The sequence below is a fragment of the Archangium violaceum genome, assembly GCF_016859125.1.
Classification (GTDB): domain Bacteria; phylum Myxococcota; class Myxococcia; order Myxococcales; family Myxococcaceae; genus Archangium; species Archangium violaceum_A.
This window is the reverse complement of the sequence record NZ_CP069338.1, coordinates 3,045,435-3,059,811: the sequence shown is the minus strand read 5'-3', so window position 1 is coordinate 3,059,811 and position 14,377 is coordinate 3,045,435. Positions and strand designations below refer to the sequence as shown.

The 14,377-nt window shown below is 67.6% G+C and carries 15 protein-coding genes; 8 read left to right on the top strand and 7 right to left on the bottom strand.

Features of this window, described 5'->3' with window-relative positions:
- The first annotated feature begins 5 nt into the window (after positions 1 to 5).
- Complete coding sequence (locus JQX13_RS13110) at positions 6 to 323, top strand: hypothetical protein (protein ID WP_203409337.1); 318 nt, start codon at positions 6 to 8, stop codon at positions 321 to 323.
- A gap of 169 nt (positions 324 to 492) precedes the next feature.
- Positions 493 to 1,047, top strand: a complete 555-nt coding sequence (locus JQX13_RS13105; protein WP_203409336.1) for a hypothetical protein — start codon at positions 493 to 495, stop codon at positions 1,045 to 1,047.
- Positions 1,048 to 1,119: 72 nt separating this feature from the next.
- Here the strand turns inward: JQX13_RS13105 and JQX13_RS13100 are convergent, their stop codons facing one another.
- On the bottom strand, positions 1,120 to 2,811 hold the full coding sequence (locus tag JQX13_RS13100; RefSeq protein ID WP_203409335.1) for a glycoside hydrolase family 13 protein: 1,692 nt from the start codon (positions 2,809 to 2,811) through the stop codon (positions 1,120 to 1,122).
- A gap of 257 nt (positions 2,812 to 3,068) precedes the next feature.
- Here JQX13_RS13100 and JQX13_RS13095 point away from each other — a divergent pair, with 257 nt between their 5' ends.
- Positions 3,069 to 4,358 carry an SGNH/GDSL hydrolase family protein gene (locus tag JQX13_RS13095; protein ID WP_239014727.1) on the top strand — a complete coding sequence of 430 codons (1,290 nt, stop codon included), beginning with the start codon at positions 3,069 to 3,071 and terminating at the stop codon, positions 4,356 to 4,358.
- Positions 4,359 to 4,422: 64 nt separating this feature from the next.
- On the opposite strand, the gene JQX13_RS13090 is transcribed toward JQX13_RS13095, so the two are convergent.
- From JQX13_RS13090 to JQX13_RS13070, 5 genes are all read right to left on the bottom strand, one after another.
- Positions 4,423 to 5,004, bottom strand: coding sequence for an FkbM family methyltransferase (locus JQX13_RS13090; RefSeq protein WP_203409334.1), 582 nt, complete (start codon positions 5,002 to 5,004; stop codon positions 4,423 to 4,425).
- A complete protein-coding gene (locus JQX13_RS13085; RefSeq protein ID WP_203409333.1) occupies positions 4,917 to 5,342 on the bottom strand; it encodes a hypothetical protein in 426 nt (141 codons plus the stop codon). The genes JQX13_RS13090 and JQX13_RS13085 overlap by 88 nt, the downstream gene beginning before the upstream one ends.
- Positions 5,343 to 5,825: 483 nt before the next feature.
- On the bottom strand, positions 5,826 to 6,710 hold the full coding sequence (locus JQX13_RS13080; protein ID WP_203409332.1) for a pirin family protein: 885 nt from the start codon (positions 6,708 to 6,710) through the stop codon (positions 5,826 to 5,828).
- 87 nt (positions 6,711 to 6,797) lie between these two features.
- Complete coding sequence (locus JQX13_RS13075; protein WP_203409331.1) at positions 6,798 to 7,253, bottom strand: MarR family winged helix-turn-helix transcriptional regulator; 456 nt, start codon at positions 7,251 to 7,253, stop codon at positions 6,798 to 6,800.
- Positions 7,254 to 7,337: 84 nt separating this feature from the next.
- A complete protein-coding gene (locus JQX13_RS13070; protein WP_203409330.1) occupies positions 7,338 to 8,030 on the bottom strand; it encodes an HAD family hydrolase in 693 nt (230 codons plus the stop codon).
- Positions 8,031 to 8,099: 69 nt separating this feature from the next.
- Here JQX13_RS13070 and JQX13_RS13065 point away from each other — a divergent pair, with 69 nt between their 5' ends.
- From JQX13_RS13065 to JQX13_RS13045, 5 genes are all read left to right on the top strand, one after another.
- Positions 8,100 to 8,855, top strand: a complete 756-nt coding sequence (locus tag JQX13_RS13065; RefSeq protein WP_203409329.1) for a DeoR/GlpR family DNA-binding transcription regulator — start codon at positions 8,100 to 8,102, stop codon at positions 8,853 to 8,855.
- A 142-nt stretch (positions 8,856 to 8,997) separates the two neighbouring features.
- A complete protein-coding gene (locus JQX13_RS13060; RefSeq protein WP_203409328.1) occupies positions 8,998 to 9,393 on the top strand; it encodes a hypothetical protein in 396 nt (131 codons plus the stop codon).
- Positions 9,386 to 10,753 carry a T6SS phospholipase effector Tle1-like catalytic domain-containing protein gene (locus JQX13_RS13055; RefSeq protein ID WP_203409327.1) on the top strand — a complete coding sequence of 456 codons (1,368 nt, stop codon included), beginning with the start codon at positions 9,386 to 9,388 and terminating at the stop codon, positions 10,751 to 10,753. Before JQX13_RS13060 ends, JQX13_RS13055 begins: the two co-directional genes overlap by 8 nt.
- A gap of 82 nt (positions 10,754 to 10,835) precedes the next feature.
- Positions 10,836 to 11,771 carry a DUF2931 family protein gene (locus JQX13_RS13050; RefSeq protein ID WP_203409326.1) on the top strand — a complete coding sequence of 312 codons (936 nt, stop codon included), beginning with the start codon at positions 10,836 to 10,838 and terminating at the stop codon, positions 11,769 to 11,771.
- Positions 11,772 to 11,819: 48 nt separating this feature from the next.
- The gene (locus JQX13_RS13045; protein ID WP_203409325.1) at positions 11,820 to 11,960 is read left to right on the top strand and encodes a hypothetical protein; all 141 of its coding nucleotides are present in this window, start codon (positions 11,820 to 11,822) and stop codon (positions 11,958 to 11,960) included.
- On the opposite strand, the gene JQX13_RS13040 is transcribed toward JQX13_RS13045, so the two are convergent.
- Positions 11,936 to 14,284 (bottom strand): PKD domain-containing protein, encoded by a 2,349-nt coding sequence (locus JQX13_RS13040; RefSeq protein WP_203409324.1) that lies wholly within the window; start codon positions 14,282 to 14,284, stop codon positions 11,936 to 11,938. The two genes, JQX13_RS13045 and JQX13_RS13040, sit on opposite strands and share 25 nt — an antisense overlap.
- Positions 14,285 to 14,377: the final 93 nt, after the last annotated feature.

Genomic DNA, 14,377 nt, shown 5'->3' with positions numbered 1-14,377 from the left:
TGACGATGCATGGACGCATTCACAAGTGGATGGTGGTGGGGGCGCTGGCCTCGGCCTCGCTGCTGGTGACGGGCTGTGAGAACCGGGGCCAGGGCGTCGAAGTCCCTGGCCAGCCCGACAGCCGCGAGCTCGAGCCCGCCACGGGCGGGGCGGGCCAGCCGGACTCCGTGGATCCCCTGGAGCTCGACAACCAACCGAGCCTCGACGAGCCAGGGGGCGCCGCGGAGCCGAGGCAGAGGGGGGGCTCCGATGCCGGCACGGGCGGCGCGGGCATCCAGCAGGAGACGACGGGCACCTCGGACCAGGGGGGCCCCGTGAAGTAGGCAGTGGGGTGGGCAATCAATCGAGCAGGCCCCGCCCTATCGGGCCGTCACCCCTGGGGCGGTTTTTCTCCCTGACAAGCCCTGTGCACGCGTGATTCGTCCACCCAGTTTCTGCCACACCCCACGCGGGGGGAGCGTCCTTGATGAAGGACATGGAAGGGGAGGTACCATGCGGAAGCTCATGATGGCTGTGGTTGCAGTGGCGGGTCTCGGAATGACGGTGGGTTGCCAGAATCGCAGCGAGGTCCAGGAAGAGCGGCAGGATGTGGCCCAGGCGAGGCAGGGCGTCCAGCAGGAGCAGCGCGAGCTGCAGCAGGAGATCGCCGGGGAGCGCCAGGAGGGTCAGCAGGAGATCGCCGAGCAGCGCCAGGACGTGCAGGAGGAGCGGCAGGAGTTGAACGAGGCCCAGCGGGAGCGGATGCAGGAGCAACAGCAGGGCACGGGGGGCGGCGCGATGGCCGGTGCCCAGACGGTGAGTGGCCGCATCCAGTCCGCGACTCCGGATGCTGTCGTGCTGATCGTCCCGGATCAGAACAACCAGCAGATGCGGCTGCGTGCCGATCGCCAGACCCAGGTGAAGCGGGAGGACCAGACCCTGTCCCTGCGGGATTTGAATCCGGGTGACGAGGTCCGCGCCTCCTACGAGGTGGGCCAGAACGGACAGATGATTCTGCGCAACATCGAGGTGCAGAAGCAGTCCACCGACAACACGATGAACAAGTAATCCCGATGCACGGCGGCGCTGGGGCCGTACCCTGTCCGCCTGCCTCCACCGTGGGGGCAGGCGGACAGGGCGTCAGCGAGCGCGAATGACCAGCGCCTGGTAGGGCCGCAACGGCAGCTCCCGCGTGAGCTCCTGGGACGGGTAGTTGTTGCTGAGCACCTCACCGCCGACGAACTCACCGGGAATCCGGTACACGCCTGGCCGGTCACAGAAGTGCCCGACCACGAGCAACCGGGTGTGCGCGTCCCGCCGGATGTAACTGAAGACGGTGGGATGCTCGGCATCCAGGAGGGTGAAGGTGCCGTCCCGTACGACCGGCAGGGACTTTCGCAGGGCGATGGTGTCCCGATAGTGGTGCCAGACGGAGTTCGGGTCCGCCTCGGCCGCCTCGGCGTTGATGTCCGGGTAGTTGGGGTTCAGGGCGATCCACGGGGTGCCCTTGGTGAAGCCCGCGTTGGCCTCCCCGGACCAGTGCATGGGCGTGCGGGCGTTGTCCCGCCCCCGGGCGTGCACGCTCGCGAGGATGCGCGCGTCGTCCCAGCCGTGCTCGTCGCGCAGCGCCTTGTAGGCATTGAGGGTCTCGATGTCCTTGTAGTGGTCGATGCTCTCGAACGACACGTTGGTCATGCCGAGCTCCTGACCCTGGTAGATGTAGGGCGTGCCCTGCATGAACAGCAGCACGGTGCACAGCAGCTTCGCGCTCTCCACTCGGTACTCCCGGTCGTGCCCGAAGCGGGACACGGCGCGCGGCTGGTCGTGATTGTCCCAGTACAGGCTGTTCCAGCCACGGCCATGCAATCCCGTCTGCCAGCTCGCCAGCACGCGCTTGATGTCCGGCAGGGACAGCGGTGGGTTGCTCCACTTGCCGCGCTCGGCGGCGGCGTCGCCGAGGAAGACGTGCTCGAAGTGGAAGACCATGTTCAGCTCGCCGCGATCGAAGCCGCAGTACAACACGCTCTCGGCGGGTGTCACACCGGGTGTCTCTCCGACCGTCATCACGTCGTAGTGGGAGAGCACCTCGCGGTGCATCTCCTGGAGGAACTCGTGGATGCGCGGGCCGTTCAGGAAGTGCTGCTGGCCATCGGTGAGGCTCGTCCCGGGGAGGGGCCGGCCCTCGGGGAAGTCGGGGTGCTTGCTGAGCATGTTGATGGTGTCCATGCGCCAGCCGTCCACGCCCTTGTCGAGCCAGAAGCGCATCATGTCGTGCACTTCGCGCCGCACCCGGGGGTTCTCCCAGTTCAGGTCGGGTTGCTTGCGGCTGAAGAGGTGCAGGTAGTACTCCCCGCTGCGCTCGTCCTTCTCCCAGACGGAGCCGCTGAAGTACGACTGCCAGCGGGTGGGCGGTTGGCCATTCCGGCCCTTCCTCCAGATGTAGTAGTCGCGCTTGTCGGATCGCGGGTCCGCTCGGGACTCGATGAACCAGGGGTGCTCGTCGCTGGTGTGGTTCACGACGAGGTCGAGCATGAGCTTCAGGCCGCGCGCGTGGACTTCGCGCAGGAGCTCGTCGAAGTCGGCCATGGTGCCGAACTCGGGCATGATGGCGCGGTAGTCGGAGATGTCGTAGCCGTTGTCATCGTTGGGGGATGCGAAGATGGGCGACAGCCAGAGGACGTCCACTCCGAGCCGCTTGAGGTAGTCGAGCCGCCGGATGATGCCGCGCAGGTCGCCGATCCCATCCCCGTTGCTGTCCTGAAAGCTGCGAGGGTAGATCTGGTAGACGATGGCATCCTTCCACCAGGGGATGTGGGGCGCGTCGGGGGTCATGTTCGTCTCCGTGCAAGAGGTGCCGCGACAGGTCTACCAAGCCGCGGCGCTGCCTGCTCGGAGATGAGCCCACGCGAGTCTCCCACTGGGCGATTGGCAACGAATGCTCAGCACGGAATGGGCGTGCATTCGAAGGTGTGAGAAGAGACTTCCACTTCCTGGTCCGAGCCGCCTGACGATGACAAGGGGTTGTCCTTGGAAAGGTGTCAATTGCGCGCTAAACATCCTCCCCTCACAACAACCCCTGGTAGACGACCATGAAACATGCATTGAGGGATCGACGTCCGACCTGGTCCGCCATCACTCGCCGCAATCTCCTGGGAGGCGCTCTCGCGGCGACCCTGGCGGCAAGCGTGCTCACCGCCTGCGACGGTGACGACAAGGTCACCCACTGGTACGGAAGCTGGAGCGCTTCACCGCAGGACTACAACGAGCCGTTCCCCGCCCCTCCACCTCCCAGCTTCTTCAACAACCAGACGATCCGGCAGGTCCTGCGGACTTCGATCGGTGGCGATCAAGTCCGCGTGCGCTTCTCCAACGTGTTCGGCACGAGCCCGCTCGAGATCGCTGGGGCACGCATTGCGCTCAGCGCGGGCGGCTCCAGCATCGAACCGGCCTCCGACACCGAGCTGCGCTTCAATGGAAACGCTTCCGCTACGATTCCGGCTGGAGGCGAGCTGTGGAGCGATGCCGCGGAGCTCAGGGTGGGGGCCGAGGAAGAGCTGGCGGTGAGCCTGTTCCTCGCCACTGAAACCGCCGTGTCCACGGTGCACGCGCTGGGTCTGCGGACCCACTACGTGGCCGCCGGCAACGCCCTGTCCACCGAAACCCTCTCGGGCGCCGAGACACGCAGCTCGTACTACTTCATCTCGGGCGTTGATGTGCGGAGCAGCGCCAGGGCCAACGTGGTGGTGGCCTTCGGCGATTCCATCACGGATGGGGCGGGCACCACCCCGGACACCAACCGCCGGTGGCCTGACTACCTGTCGCGCCGCCTGCGAGCGGATGGGAGCGCGGGCACCGTCAGCGTCTTGAACGCGGGCATTTCGGGCGGCCGGATCCTCACGGACGTGATAGGGCCCAGTGGCGTCAACCGCTTCGAGCGGGACGTGCTGGGCCAGACCGGCGTCACCCATGTGATCTTCCTGCTGGGCATCAATGACATCGGTTTTGCGTCGTTCGTGCCGGAGCAGGAGGTGACGGTCGAGCAGATGACCGCGGGCACGCAGTCGATGATCGACAAGGCCAAGGCCAGGGGGGTCAAGGTGCTGCTGGGCACGCTGCTGCCCTGGAAGGGGGCGAATGCGGGCGGTGTGCCCTACTATTCGGAGGCTGGCGAAGCCAAGCGTCAGGCCTACAACGCCTGGGTACGCGCCAACACGACAGTCGATGGTGTGATTGACTTCGACCAGGCCTTGCGCGATCCAGCCGACCCCCTGGCCCTGTTGCCAGCCTATGACAGCGGCGACCACCTGCACCCGAGTGACGAGGGCGCCGAGGCCCTGGCGAATGCGGTGGATATCCGCCTGCTCGAAGTGCGGCCCTGACAGCTTCTGACATGTTGACCACCGGGGATTGGAGCCTTCGGTGCCCGTGGCGGCCCTGGTCGGGTCAGCGTGCCCCGCGGCGATTGAGGCAGTGCCATCCGCGCGGTGTCAGGAGCGCGCGGGCCCGGTCGGGCTCACGGGTTGCCAGGAGGCTGGGCGCCTTCCAAGAGTCGCCCTCGGGAGGGGCTTCAGGGGGCAGGAGGGCAGGGCCCCCCAGGGTTTTCTGGAGGCGGAAGAGCGTGTAGCCCGACTCGAGCAGGAGCCGCATGGTCGAGGTGGGCCAGGCTCCGTGGTCTTCGAAGACGATATCGCGCACATGGGTGGAGAGAAGGCGCGAGGCACCCCGGAGGGCGGCGCTCTCGCCTCCCTCGATATCGAGCTTCATGACGGTGGGCGCCAGAGGAGGTGGCAGCTCCGTGTCGAGGGTCCGCACGTCCACGGCCACGAGCTCTTGTTCGCTCATCGGTGGGTGCTCATCGGTCGCAACAAGGGAGGCAAGCCCCGCGTTGTCCTGGAATGCAGCCGGGATGCGCAGGTGTCCCGGGCGGTTCTCATCGCCTACGGCCACCGCGCGTGCCTCGAGGTGAAGGCCGGGCAGCGCCGCCCGCCACAGCGCCAGGTTGCGCTGCAGGTGCGCGTGCAGCATCGGGTGGGGTTCGAAGGCGATGACCTGCCCGTGGGCCCCGTCCGTGCCGCCATCACGCTCGCCATGTGCCCGATGTTCGCCCCCACGTCGAGTACCTGCTCGCCCGGGGAGATGAGCCGCCAGAGGGTCTCGCTCACCAGCAGGTCGTAGAGCCCCAGGTGCCACACCGCACGTCCGATGGTGTCACGAGGGTTGGCGATGAGCGGTAGGCCCCAGGGAAGCAGGAAGATCTGCTCCGTCTCTGGCTCTTGGGTTAGGAGTGCACGAAAGCGCTGCAGCAGTTGTTGCGGTCGGTAGAGATACTCGGGCTTGTTGAGTCTCTGTCGTAGAGTCGGCATCACGCACCCTGGCGTCAGGCGGAGTGTACACCCCAGCATCTCGTTTGATTTCATGCCAGCGCTCCGGCATGAACGCATGCAGGCTTGCTCTATCACGGTACAGCGCAGTACGAGTTCGTGCCCGCGATATTCCGTGAGTTGCTCCGTCGGTGCAGTGAACGGGTCTTTCGTGCCTGTAAACGGGATTGGGGCGAAGCCCCAGGAGGGGGCAACTCCTCACTGGACGGTGGTGGGCGTGTGGGACCGGCTGCGATTGGATCAGGTGCTCCAGAACCTGCTGTCCAATGCCATCAAGTACGGCCACGGCCAGTCTGTGGATTGTATTTGTGAGGTGGAGAGCGTACCCGGGCGTGGCGCCACCTTCTCCGTCGTCCTGCCTCGCACCTGGGGCGAACAGGAGGGCGCTGGCGAACACGTCCCTGGCGTGTTCGCCGCAAGGTCAAGGCCTGGGGCCTCCAGTTCATGGGCCCGTCCGGACACCCGCTAGGGCTGGATGCGGCCCATGCGCCCGCTCTGGTAGTCCTCGAACGCCTGGATGATCTCCGTCTGGGTGTTCATCACGAAGGGCCCATAGCGCACCATCGGCTCTCGCAGCGGGACTCCGGACAGGAGCAGGAGCTGGAGCGGCGCAGTCCCCGTGTTTGCCAGCACCACCGAGTCCGCGTCGTTGGCGAACAGCACCGCCTGCCCGTCCGCCACGCGCGTGGCCTCGGGGCCGAACGTCCCCTCGCCCTCGAAGACATAGGCGAAGGCGTTGTGGTCCCGGGGCACCGGCTGCTCGAGCCGGCCTCCCGGCTCGAGCGTGAAGTGCAGGTACTGGATGGGCGTGCGCGTGTCGATGACCGCGCGCACGCCGAGCGACTCGCCCGCGATGACCTTCACCCGGACCCGGCCATCCGGCGTCGTGGCCACCGGGATGCGTCCGGCCGGAATCTCCTGGTAGCGCGGCGCCATCATCTTGTCGCGCCGGGGCAGGTTCACCCAGAGCTGGAAGCCATGCATGCGCCCGCCCTTCTCGGCGAGCTCGCGCGCCGGCATCTCCGAGTGCACCACCCCCGCCCCCGCCGTCATCCACTGCACGTCCCCAGGTCCGAGCTCTCCCGCGTGGCCCGCCGAGTCCCGGTGCTGATGCCGCCCCTCCAGGATGTAGCTCACCGTCTCGAACCCCCGGTGGGGGTGGTCCGGCGCTCCCTTCGCCTCGCCCGGCCGCAGCTCCACCGGCCCCAACTCATCCAGCAGGAGGAACGGGTCGAACTGCATGAAGCCCGGAATGGGGAACGGCCGGCGCACCAGGAAGCCCTCGCCCTCCAGCGTCTGGACGGCCTGCACCACCTTCACCACGGAACGCGTGCTCCTGCCCTTGGACATGACTCCCTCCGATTTGGTTCGAACCTTGATGATTCGTACTGGAACTAAATGCGCGAGCGGAAACTTCGTTGCGGGGCCTCGTGCCGCTCAGCCCCCGGACAGGGAGCGCCCCAGCTTCTTGCAGAGCGCGCCGAGCTGCTCCTGCTCCTCGGCGGTGAGGGCCCCCATCAGCGCCGCGATGTGGGCGGCATGGGCCGGGAACACCTTTTCGATGACGCTCCGGCCCTCGGGGGAGAGGCTCACCACCACCACCCGGCGATCCTCCGGGCTGCGCTCGCGCTTGATCCACCCGTTGCGCTCCAGGTTGTCGAGCACCGCGGTCATGTTGGGGTTGCTGCGCAGCAGCTTGCGGCCCAGCTCACCCTGGCTCATGGGTCCCAGGTGCAGCAGGGCCTCCAGCACCGCGAGCTGGGGCGGCGTCATTCCCAGGCTGGCCAGGTGCCGCTGCAGATGGCCCCCCAGCGTCTCCATCGCCCGGGTCAGCTTGACGAACGTGTCGAGCGCCCGGGTCTCCCGCGCGCTGCCCTTGTAGTGCGTCGGCATTATTCTGCCCCGAAAGGTTCATGCTGGAAATAATCAGGCACGGGCGCGAGCGCAAGGGAAGGCCCCTGGCGGCGTCACATCGCCTCAAAGGGCGACGGGAGAGGGCAGCGTTCGAAAGTCCTCCGCGAGCCACTGCGGCTCTTCCCTGAGCAGGACGTCGCGGGGGAACGAGGTGGTCAATGCAAGGCACCTGGCGCCAGCGGCCCGGGCGGCACGGACCCCGAGCACGGCGTCCTCGACCACGAGGCACTCGGTGGGCGGCACCCCCAGCGCCGAGGCCGCTTTCAGGTACACCTCGGGGTGGGGCTTGCCCTGCACGACATCCTCCGCCGTCACCCGCGCATCGAACATCTCCAGCAGGCCCAGGCGTGACAGGGCGAGCTCGGCGTTCATGGGCGTCGCGCTCGTCCCCACCGCCCGGGGCACTCCCGCACGCCGCAGCGCCTCGAGGAACGCCTGCACACCGGGCACCGCGGACACCGGCGCGGTCGCGAGCATGCGGTTGAACAGCGTCTCTCGCTCGAGCACCAGGGTGGCCAGCTGCGCTTCGGTCCGCCCCTCTCCGAACCAGGCGCGCAGCACGTCCTCGGCCCGTCGCCCCGTGGTGGCGTTCAGCTCGGCCTGGCTCGGGACGTAGCCGCGTGCGCGCGCGAACTCATCCCACACCCGGTAATGCAGCTCGGTCGTGTCGATGATGACGCCGTCCAGGTCGAACAGGACCGCGGCGAAGGGGTAGATGTGCGACTTCTGCGTGCCTGTTCTTGCCGAATCGTGCATAGTCGCAGGAGGTAACATGCACGATTCGGCGACTTCAAGCCCGAATGAGGAAAGTGGGAGGTCGGACGAATGCTCACCGAGGAGCGGCGCAGGAGGATTCTGGAGACCCTGGCGAGCGACCAGCGGGTCGTGGCGAGCGCCCTGGCGGCCGAGTTCGGCGTGTCGGAGGACACGGTGCGCCGCGACCTGCGGGAGCTCGCCGAGGAGGGGCTGCTGCGGCGTGTCTATGGGGGCGCGGTTCCCCGGACGCCCGTGGCGCCCACCTACGCGGGACGGCGGAGCGAGTCGATGGAGGCCAAGAGCGCCATCGCCGCCACCGCGGCGCGCTTCCTGCGAGCCGGGCAGGTGGTGTTCTTCGATGCGGGGACCACGGCCAGGGCGGTTGCGACGCAGGTGCCGAGGGAGCTGGCGCTGACCGTCGTCACCCACAGCCTGCCGGTCGCCGCGGTCCTGGCGGAGCATCCGACGGTGGAGGTCATCGTGCTGGGGGGACGGCTCCTCAAGGAGTCGCAGGCCATGGTGGGCGCCGAGACGGTGGACGGCTACCGGCGGATCCGCGCGGACCTGTGCGTGCTGGGGGCGGCGAGCGTGCACCCGGACATCGGCCTGGGCGCCTTCGTTCACGAGGACGCCGAGGTCAAACGCGCCATGGTGGGGGCGGCCGCGGAGGTCATGGTGGTCGCCGCCGGCGAGAAGCTGGGCACCACCTCGCCCTTCCTGATCGGGCCGCTCTCGCTCGTGGACCGACTGGTGACGGACAGCGCCGCACCGGACGCGGTCCTCCAATCCCTCACGCACGCGGGCATTGAGCTCGTGCGGGGCTGACGTGCCGCGTCCCGGGACACCTCCCGGCGGCAAGGACCGACAGTGAGGGTGGAATTCTAGGGGAGCATTGCAGGAGCTTCAACCGGATGGTTTCATTACCGGATAGAGTCCTGATTTTCACTTGACCAGGGTCCGGTTCCGAATGCTGACCATCTCCCGGCGGCAATATGAGGCCTTTTCCAAGGACCGAGAACAAGGCTTCACCGCACGTGCGGTCGCGCATCTGCGCGAGCATCACCCCGATTGGTGCTATGGGCGTGACGACAGAACGCTTGCCGCCAGGGTCAGCGCCGCGACGGCCTTCGCGCGCGAGCATGGCGTGACGCAGGAGCCCAACGTCCTCAGGCTGCTCGACCTTCAAATGCGGCCGGGCTTCACCGTCCCGCTCTCGGGTTACCCGCACTACCGCCTGACCCAGCGCGGCTTCGACGAGGCCACGCGCGTGCGCAACTTCGCCTCCGCTCTGACCCATCCGCGGAGTCTGGTGGTCGTCACGCTCGACACGGATCTCGACGCGCTGGAGCGCGGCGATGTCTAACTACCTGTCGAGTCCGGTCTTCGGCGAGCCGGGTCCACCGGAGGGTGGCTCCGCTGGGGGCCCTGCTCAGGGCAGTGGAGGCGACGTCAGTTCGCCGGTGCAGCCCTGCGCGAAAGGCCCGCCCGAAAAGCCACCGATCCGCATCCGGGCGAGCCTGTTCTTCGACGGAACTGGCAACAACCGCACCAACGTGGGGCTCGGCAAGAGCGCCAAGGCCGATGCCAGCTATACCGCCGGGTTGAGCAACGTCGCGAAGCTCGAATCCGAGGGGCTCGACGGAGCCGGGCCGGCCGTGGACTGGCATTTCACCGTCTATACCGAGGGTATCGGCACGACGGATGGCGGTTCGGACAGCAGCTGGGACATGGCCATTGGCAGAGGGAAGACAGGCATCATCGCCAAGGTCGAGCGCGGCATCGCCGCGACCCTCTCCAACATCCGCGCGTTCTCGGGCTCCTTTGGCAAGATCGAGCATCTCCACATCGACACCTTCGGCTTCAGCCGAGGCGCGGCGGCGGCGCGCCATTGCGTCTGGAAATGCATGCAGGAGGCCGGAAGGACGCTGAAGAACCGGCTGGAGGCCAATGGCTTCACCGTCGGCGAGGTGGTGGTGAAGTTCGTGGGCCTGTATGACACCGTCGCGTCCTCTGGCTTGAAACACTCGGACGACACAGCGGAGCTGGGCCTCGACGCGATTTCGATCGCGGAGAAGGTCGTGCAGCTTGCCGCGGCCGAGGAGCACCGTATCAACTTCCGCCTGACCAACATCAACAGCGCCGGAGGCAAGGGCCGGGAAATCTTCCTGCCGGGAGCGCATTCGGACATCGGCGGCGGCTATGCCGATACCGAGGACGAGGTGGATTGGGAGCTGTTCGATCTGGACGTCGCCTGGCTCAACGCCGCGGAGAAGGCCGCGCTCGAGCGAGAACGCCAGTGGCTGGTCGCGTCGGGTTGGTATCGCGCCAACGAGCTGGCTTCGACCAATTTCTGGAACGAGATCAAGGCGACGCGGCGCAACATCTCGAACACCTATTCCCGCATCCCATTGCGGATCATGGCCGGGTTCGCCCGGGAAAAGGGGGTCCCCATCGCCGCGACACTGGAATCGCGCCACCCGATCCCCGGCGCGCTGTCCAAGGCGAATTCCGCGCTCCAGGCCTATGTCGGTCGCGGGGGCCGTTCCTCTCCTGACGACTGGTTCAAGACCGACCCTGCAGACGACGCCAGGTGGCACATCGCGCTGCGCCATGACTACCTGCATTTCTCGGCCCGCTATGGTGGCATCGGCGCCCACTCCCCGCAGTGGTCGGATGGCGGCCCGGTCAAGGGGCGTCGCGAGAGGATCATCCAGGATGGCTAGGCTGGCGGGTCCGTTGGCATTCCTCGCCATGGTGATGCTGGCGACGCAACCGGGTTGTGTCAGGAAGGAAGGCTCGAAACCCATGTTCGAATGGCTTCCCACCGAATCCGCGCCGGAGCGGTTTCCCGTGCGGCTGATCCGGGGAGACCTGTTCTTCGCCGACGGCAGGTCGATCTACGTCCCGGATGGTCGCGACGTGGCGAACGGATGGGGCCTGCGCGGGTCCACCCATATCGTGGATGAGGCGACGAAGCCGGTGCCCGTCCGGCTGGAGGTCGCATGGTTCTCCTACACCGAGGACCGTTTCTACCAGGGAGCCTTCGAGCTGCCCGCCGAGGCGATGACCGCGCGCTTCATGGCGGGTGTGACGGATCCGCTCACCGGCCGGCCGCTGGGGTTCGAGCGGATCATCGTCGGCATGGCGCCGGAGGGGCTCGTCTCGGTCTGGATGTCGGCGGGGGCGGAGGTGGTCGAGATGGCGGCCTTCGTCGCGCCCCAGGGCTCGCTGCCCTGGAAGAAGGTTCTCGACAACCCCGAGGTGTCCCGCGCTGACTTCATCCGGCAGGTGCTGAAGGCGAAGCTTGGCGCCGACGGACTGGCGCGGTTCGATCGCGAAGGTGTGCCCAAGGGGCTCTATCAGGGCTACCGGGTGCAGTACCTCTGGAGGCCGCAGATAACGGGCGATGGGACGCCGACAGGGCTCTGGATCCGGTCGTTCAACGGCGAGAATGCCTTCATCGGACCGGCGGGGCCGGCGATCGCGCGCGACACCCGTCCGGTGCCGGCCGAGGTGCAGCTCGACTGGACCGCCCCAGGTGGCACGGAGCTGTCCGCGAAGATTTCCTTCGACGAGGCGGAGATCTTCGCCGCCTTCGCCAAGCTCTCGCGCGGCGATGCCTCGCACCAGCTCGCGTTGGACATCGAGGTCTCGGGGACCGCCGCATCCGTGTCCCTGCGTGACGCCAAGTACATCCTGCCCCTGCAGAAGGCCCGCATCGAGCTGTTCCGAAAGCGTTGACATATCGGTGCGCTCCACTTCCACGGACACGCGGACAGTCACATCGCGGTGCCGCTCGTCACCCTCGGTGTGGAGGCCGGAGACACCGGCCGGATGGCCCGTGCGCGCTATGCGATAGGGCCACCCTGGCGAGTGGCACGAGGCTCGGGCTTCAAGCTCGTCGTCTACCCGGAGAGCCTGCTGCGCTGAGGATGGAGCGGGCGTGAGCGCGGACGACGCAGCGCGAAGCCGAGCGCCGCGAGCAGCAGGAGGGCTGTCGTGGGTACACCGCCATCCTGGCCCGCCGCGCAGCCACAACCGCCGGTGTCCGGAGGCGGCACCTTGTCGGTCACGCGGACGGTGACGGTATCCGTGCTGCTCTCGCCCTGGATGTCCGTCACCTGGAGCTGGAAGGTGAGCGCCGTCTCCCCGTCCACTTCGGGCGCGTTGAACATGGCCATCGGACCCCCCGGCAGGAGCGTCACGGCGGGGCCGTCCACCTGGGTCCAGGTGTAGGTCAGCGCCGCGTCCTCGGGATCCTTCGAGCCCGAGCCGTTGAGCGTCACCCCACTGCCCTCGCTGACCTTCTGGTCTCTCCCCGCCTGAGCCACCGGTGGCTTGTTGGGAACGTTCCGGACGAGCACCGTCACCCTCACCGGTTCGCTCTCCAGCTTCCCATCCCCCACGACGAGCTGGAAGGTCAGCTCCGTATCGGAGTCCACCAGGGGCGCGGTGAAGGAGGGCGTGGCCGAAGCGCTGTCGCTCAGGGTCACCGTGGGGCCGCCCTCCTGCGTCCACGTGTAGACGAGCGTGTCCTCGTCCACATCCGTGGCACTCCCCTCGAGCGTCACGTTCGTCCCCTCGTCCACCGCGGACACCTGCTCCACCTGGGCCACCGGGGCGTGGTTGAGATCATTCACCCGCACCGTGACGGTGAACGGGGCGCTCCGGTCCACTCCGTCGCTGGCGACCACCTGGAAGGTGAGCTCGAGCGTCTCCGTCACCCCGGGCGCGGTGAAGGTGGCCTGGGCCGTCCTGGCTCCCTCCAGGGCGACGGCGGGCTCGCCCACCTGCGTCCACTCGTAGCTGAGGGAATCCCCGTCGGCGTCCGTGCCCGTGGCCACCAGGGTCACCTTGTCGCGCTCATTGACGTTCAGCACCGGCTCGGCTTGCACCGTGGGGGCCCGGTTGCCAGCGGAGACGTCGAGCACCCGCACCGTCACCACCGACGGCTCGCTCGTGTTCACCTCATCGCGCACCCGCAGCTCGAACAGGAGGTCCGTGTCCAGCGTCACCTCGGGCGCGCGGAAGGTGGGGTTGCTCACCTGGGCGTCGCTGAGCGTCACGGCCGGGCCCTCGGTTTGCGTCCACTCGTAGGTGAGCGTGGCACCCTCGGGATCCGTTCCGTTGCCGGAGAGTGTCACCTGGCTCCGCTCGTTGACGGTCTGGTCCGGACCCGAGTCCGCCACCGGCGTCCGGTTGATGCACCTGCCCCGGTGGTCCACCACCGTCGAGAAAGGCGTGTTCACCACGCCCTCGAGCTGGAGGTCATCCAGGTCCCAGCCCGTGTCGCCCGTGCTCTCGTCGGTGCCGATGCGGAAGCGCAGGCGCACCGTCTTCCCCGCGTAGGTGGTGCCCAGGTTGAGGGTGGCCTTGGTGAACGCGGGGTACCCGGCACTCCGGCCTCCATAGGCCCGCCTTCCCCGGAGCGGGTTCGACCCTTCCGTATGGAGGGTCGTGTTGTAGGTGGGGCTCACGGAGGCGCCGATGTCCACCCAGGTCAGCCCATCATCCGCGCTCAGCTCGATGATGCCGCCGTCGTAGGGGACGCCCGAGGGGTTCACCTCGAAGGCGTAGCGCTGCTGGAAGATGACGCGGAACGTCGCCGTCCCCGATACCTGGAGGGGCGGCGAGACGAGCACGAGGTCCCCGGTCTCCGTGTTGTCCGGTCCGCGGAAGAACCCGTTCCCGCTCGCCGGGTCGAGCACACGCGTCCACTGCCGCGGGAGGCTCTCCGGGATGGCCTCGACGGTCCATGGGGAACGGGGCACCTCCACCGTCTCCCGGGTGCTCGTCTCCGGGAGGGCATCCATGTTCACCCGGTACACCACTGTGTGCCTCTTGTATTCGGGAGTCGTCTGCCCCTCGTCCCGGTAGTCGATGTTCAGGGCGAGGTCGCGCTGCGTGGCGGGGTCCGAGAGCTTCACCCTCAGCTCCGCGCTGGTGGTCTGGAGCGGCTCCGAGGCGGGAAAGAACACTTCCTGTCCGTCGGGGAAGGAAAGGCTCGGGTCCGAGCTGGAGAGCTTCATGCTCGTCCGCTCAAGCCGCTCGGTGCCGCTGTTGAGCAGGGTGACCCGCACGCGCGCGGTCTCGCCCGTGTCGAGCACTCCGTCATCATCACAGGATGCGGTCGTCCCCGTGGACTCGACCAGCTTCACGCTGTCGAGCTCCACGTGCTTGCCGGTGGCGAGGCCGGCGGCGTGTGAAGAGGCGGTCAGGGCGAGGACCACCCATGCGGCGAGGTATCGCTTCAAGGTACCGTCTCCAGGGTTCAGGGACGTCACCCCGGATTCTACCCCTCCTGGCCGCCAGACCTCACAGGGCTGACCCCGTACAGCCAGCCCGGT

Bases quoted from the DNA above. Each gene is read 5' to 3' on its own strand.
- JQX13_RS13110 (WP_203409337.1), top strand. From the start codon at position 6: ATGCATGGACGCATTCACAAGTGGATGGTGGTGGGGGCGCTGGCCTCG.
- JQX13_RS13105 (WP_203409336.1), top strand. From the start codon at position 493: ATGCGGAAGCTCATGATGGCTGTGGTTGCAGTGGCGGGTCTCGGAATG.
- JQX13_RS13100 (WP_203409335.1), bottom strand. From the start codon at position 2,811: ATGACCCCCGACGCGCCCCACATCCCCTGGTGGAAGGATGCCATCGTC.
- JQX13_RS13095 (WP_239014727.1), top strand. From the start codon at position 3,069: ATGAAACATGCATTGAGGGATCGACGTCCGACCTGGTCCGCCATCACT.
- JQX13_RS13090 (WP_203409334.1), bottom strand. From the start codon at position 5,004: ATGCTGCACGCGCACCTGCAGCGCAACCTGGCGCTGTGGCGGGCGGCG.
- JQX13_RS13085 (WP_203409333.1), bottom strand. From the start codon at position 5,342: ATGCCGACTCTACGACAGAGACTCAACAAGCCCGAGTATCTCTACCGA.
- JQX13_RS13080 (WP_203409332.1), bottom strand. From the start codon at position 6,710: ATGTCCAAGGGCAGGAGCACGCGTTCCGTGGTGAAGGTGGTGCAGGCC.
- JQX13_RS13075 (WP_203409331.1), bottom strand. From the start codon at position 7,253: ATGCCGACGCACTACAAGGGCAGCGCGCGGGAGACCCGGGCGCTCGAC.
- JQX13_RS13070 (WP_203409330.1), bottom strand. From the start codon at position 8,030: ATGCACGATTCGGCAAGAACAGGCACGCAGAAGTCGCACATCTACCCC.
- JQX13_RS13065 (WP_203409329.1), top strand. From the start codon at position 8,100: ATGCTCACCGAGGAGCGGCGCAGGAGGATTCTGGAGACCCTGGCGAGC.
- JQX13_RS13060 (WP_203409328.1), top strand. From the start codon at position 8,998: ATGCTGACCATCTCCCGGCGGCAATATGAGGCCTTTTCCAAGGACCGA.
- JQX13_RS13055 (WP_203409327.1), top strand. From the start codon at position 9,386: ATGTCTAACTACCTGTCGAGTCCGGTCTTCGGCGAGCCGGGTCCACCG.
- JQX13_RS13050 (WP_203409326.1), top strand. From the start codon at position 10,836: ATGTTCGAATGGCTTCCCACCGAATCCGCGCCGGAGCGGTTTCCCGTG.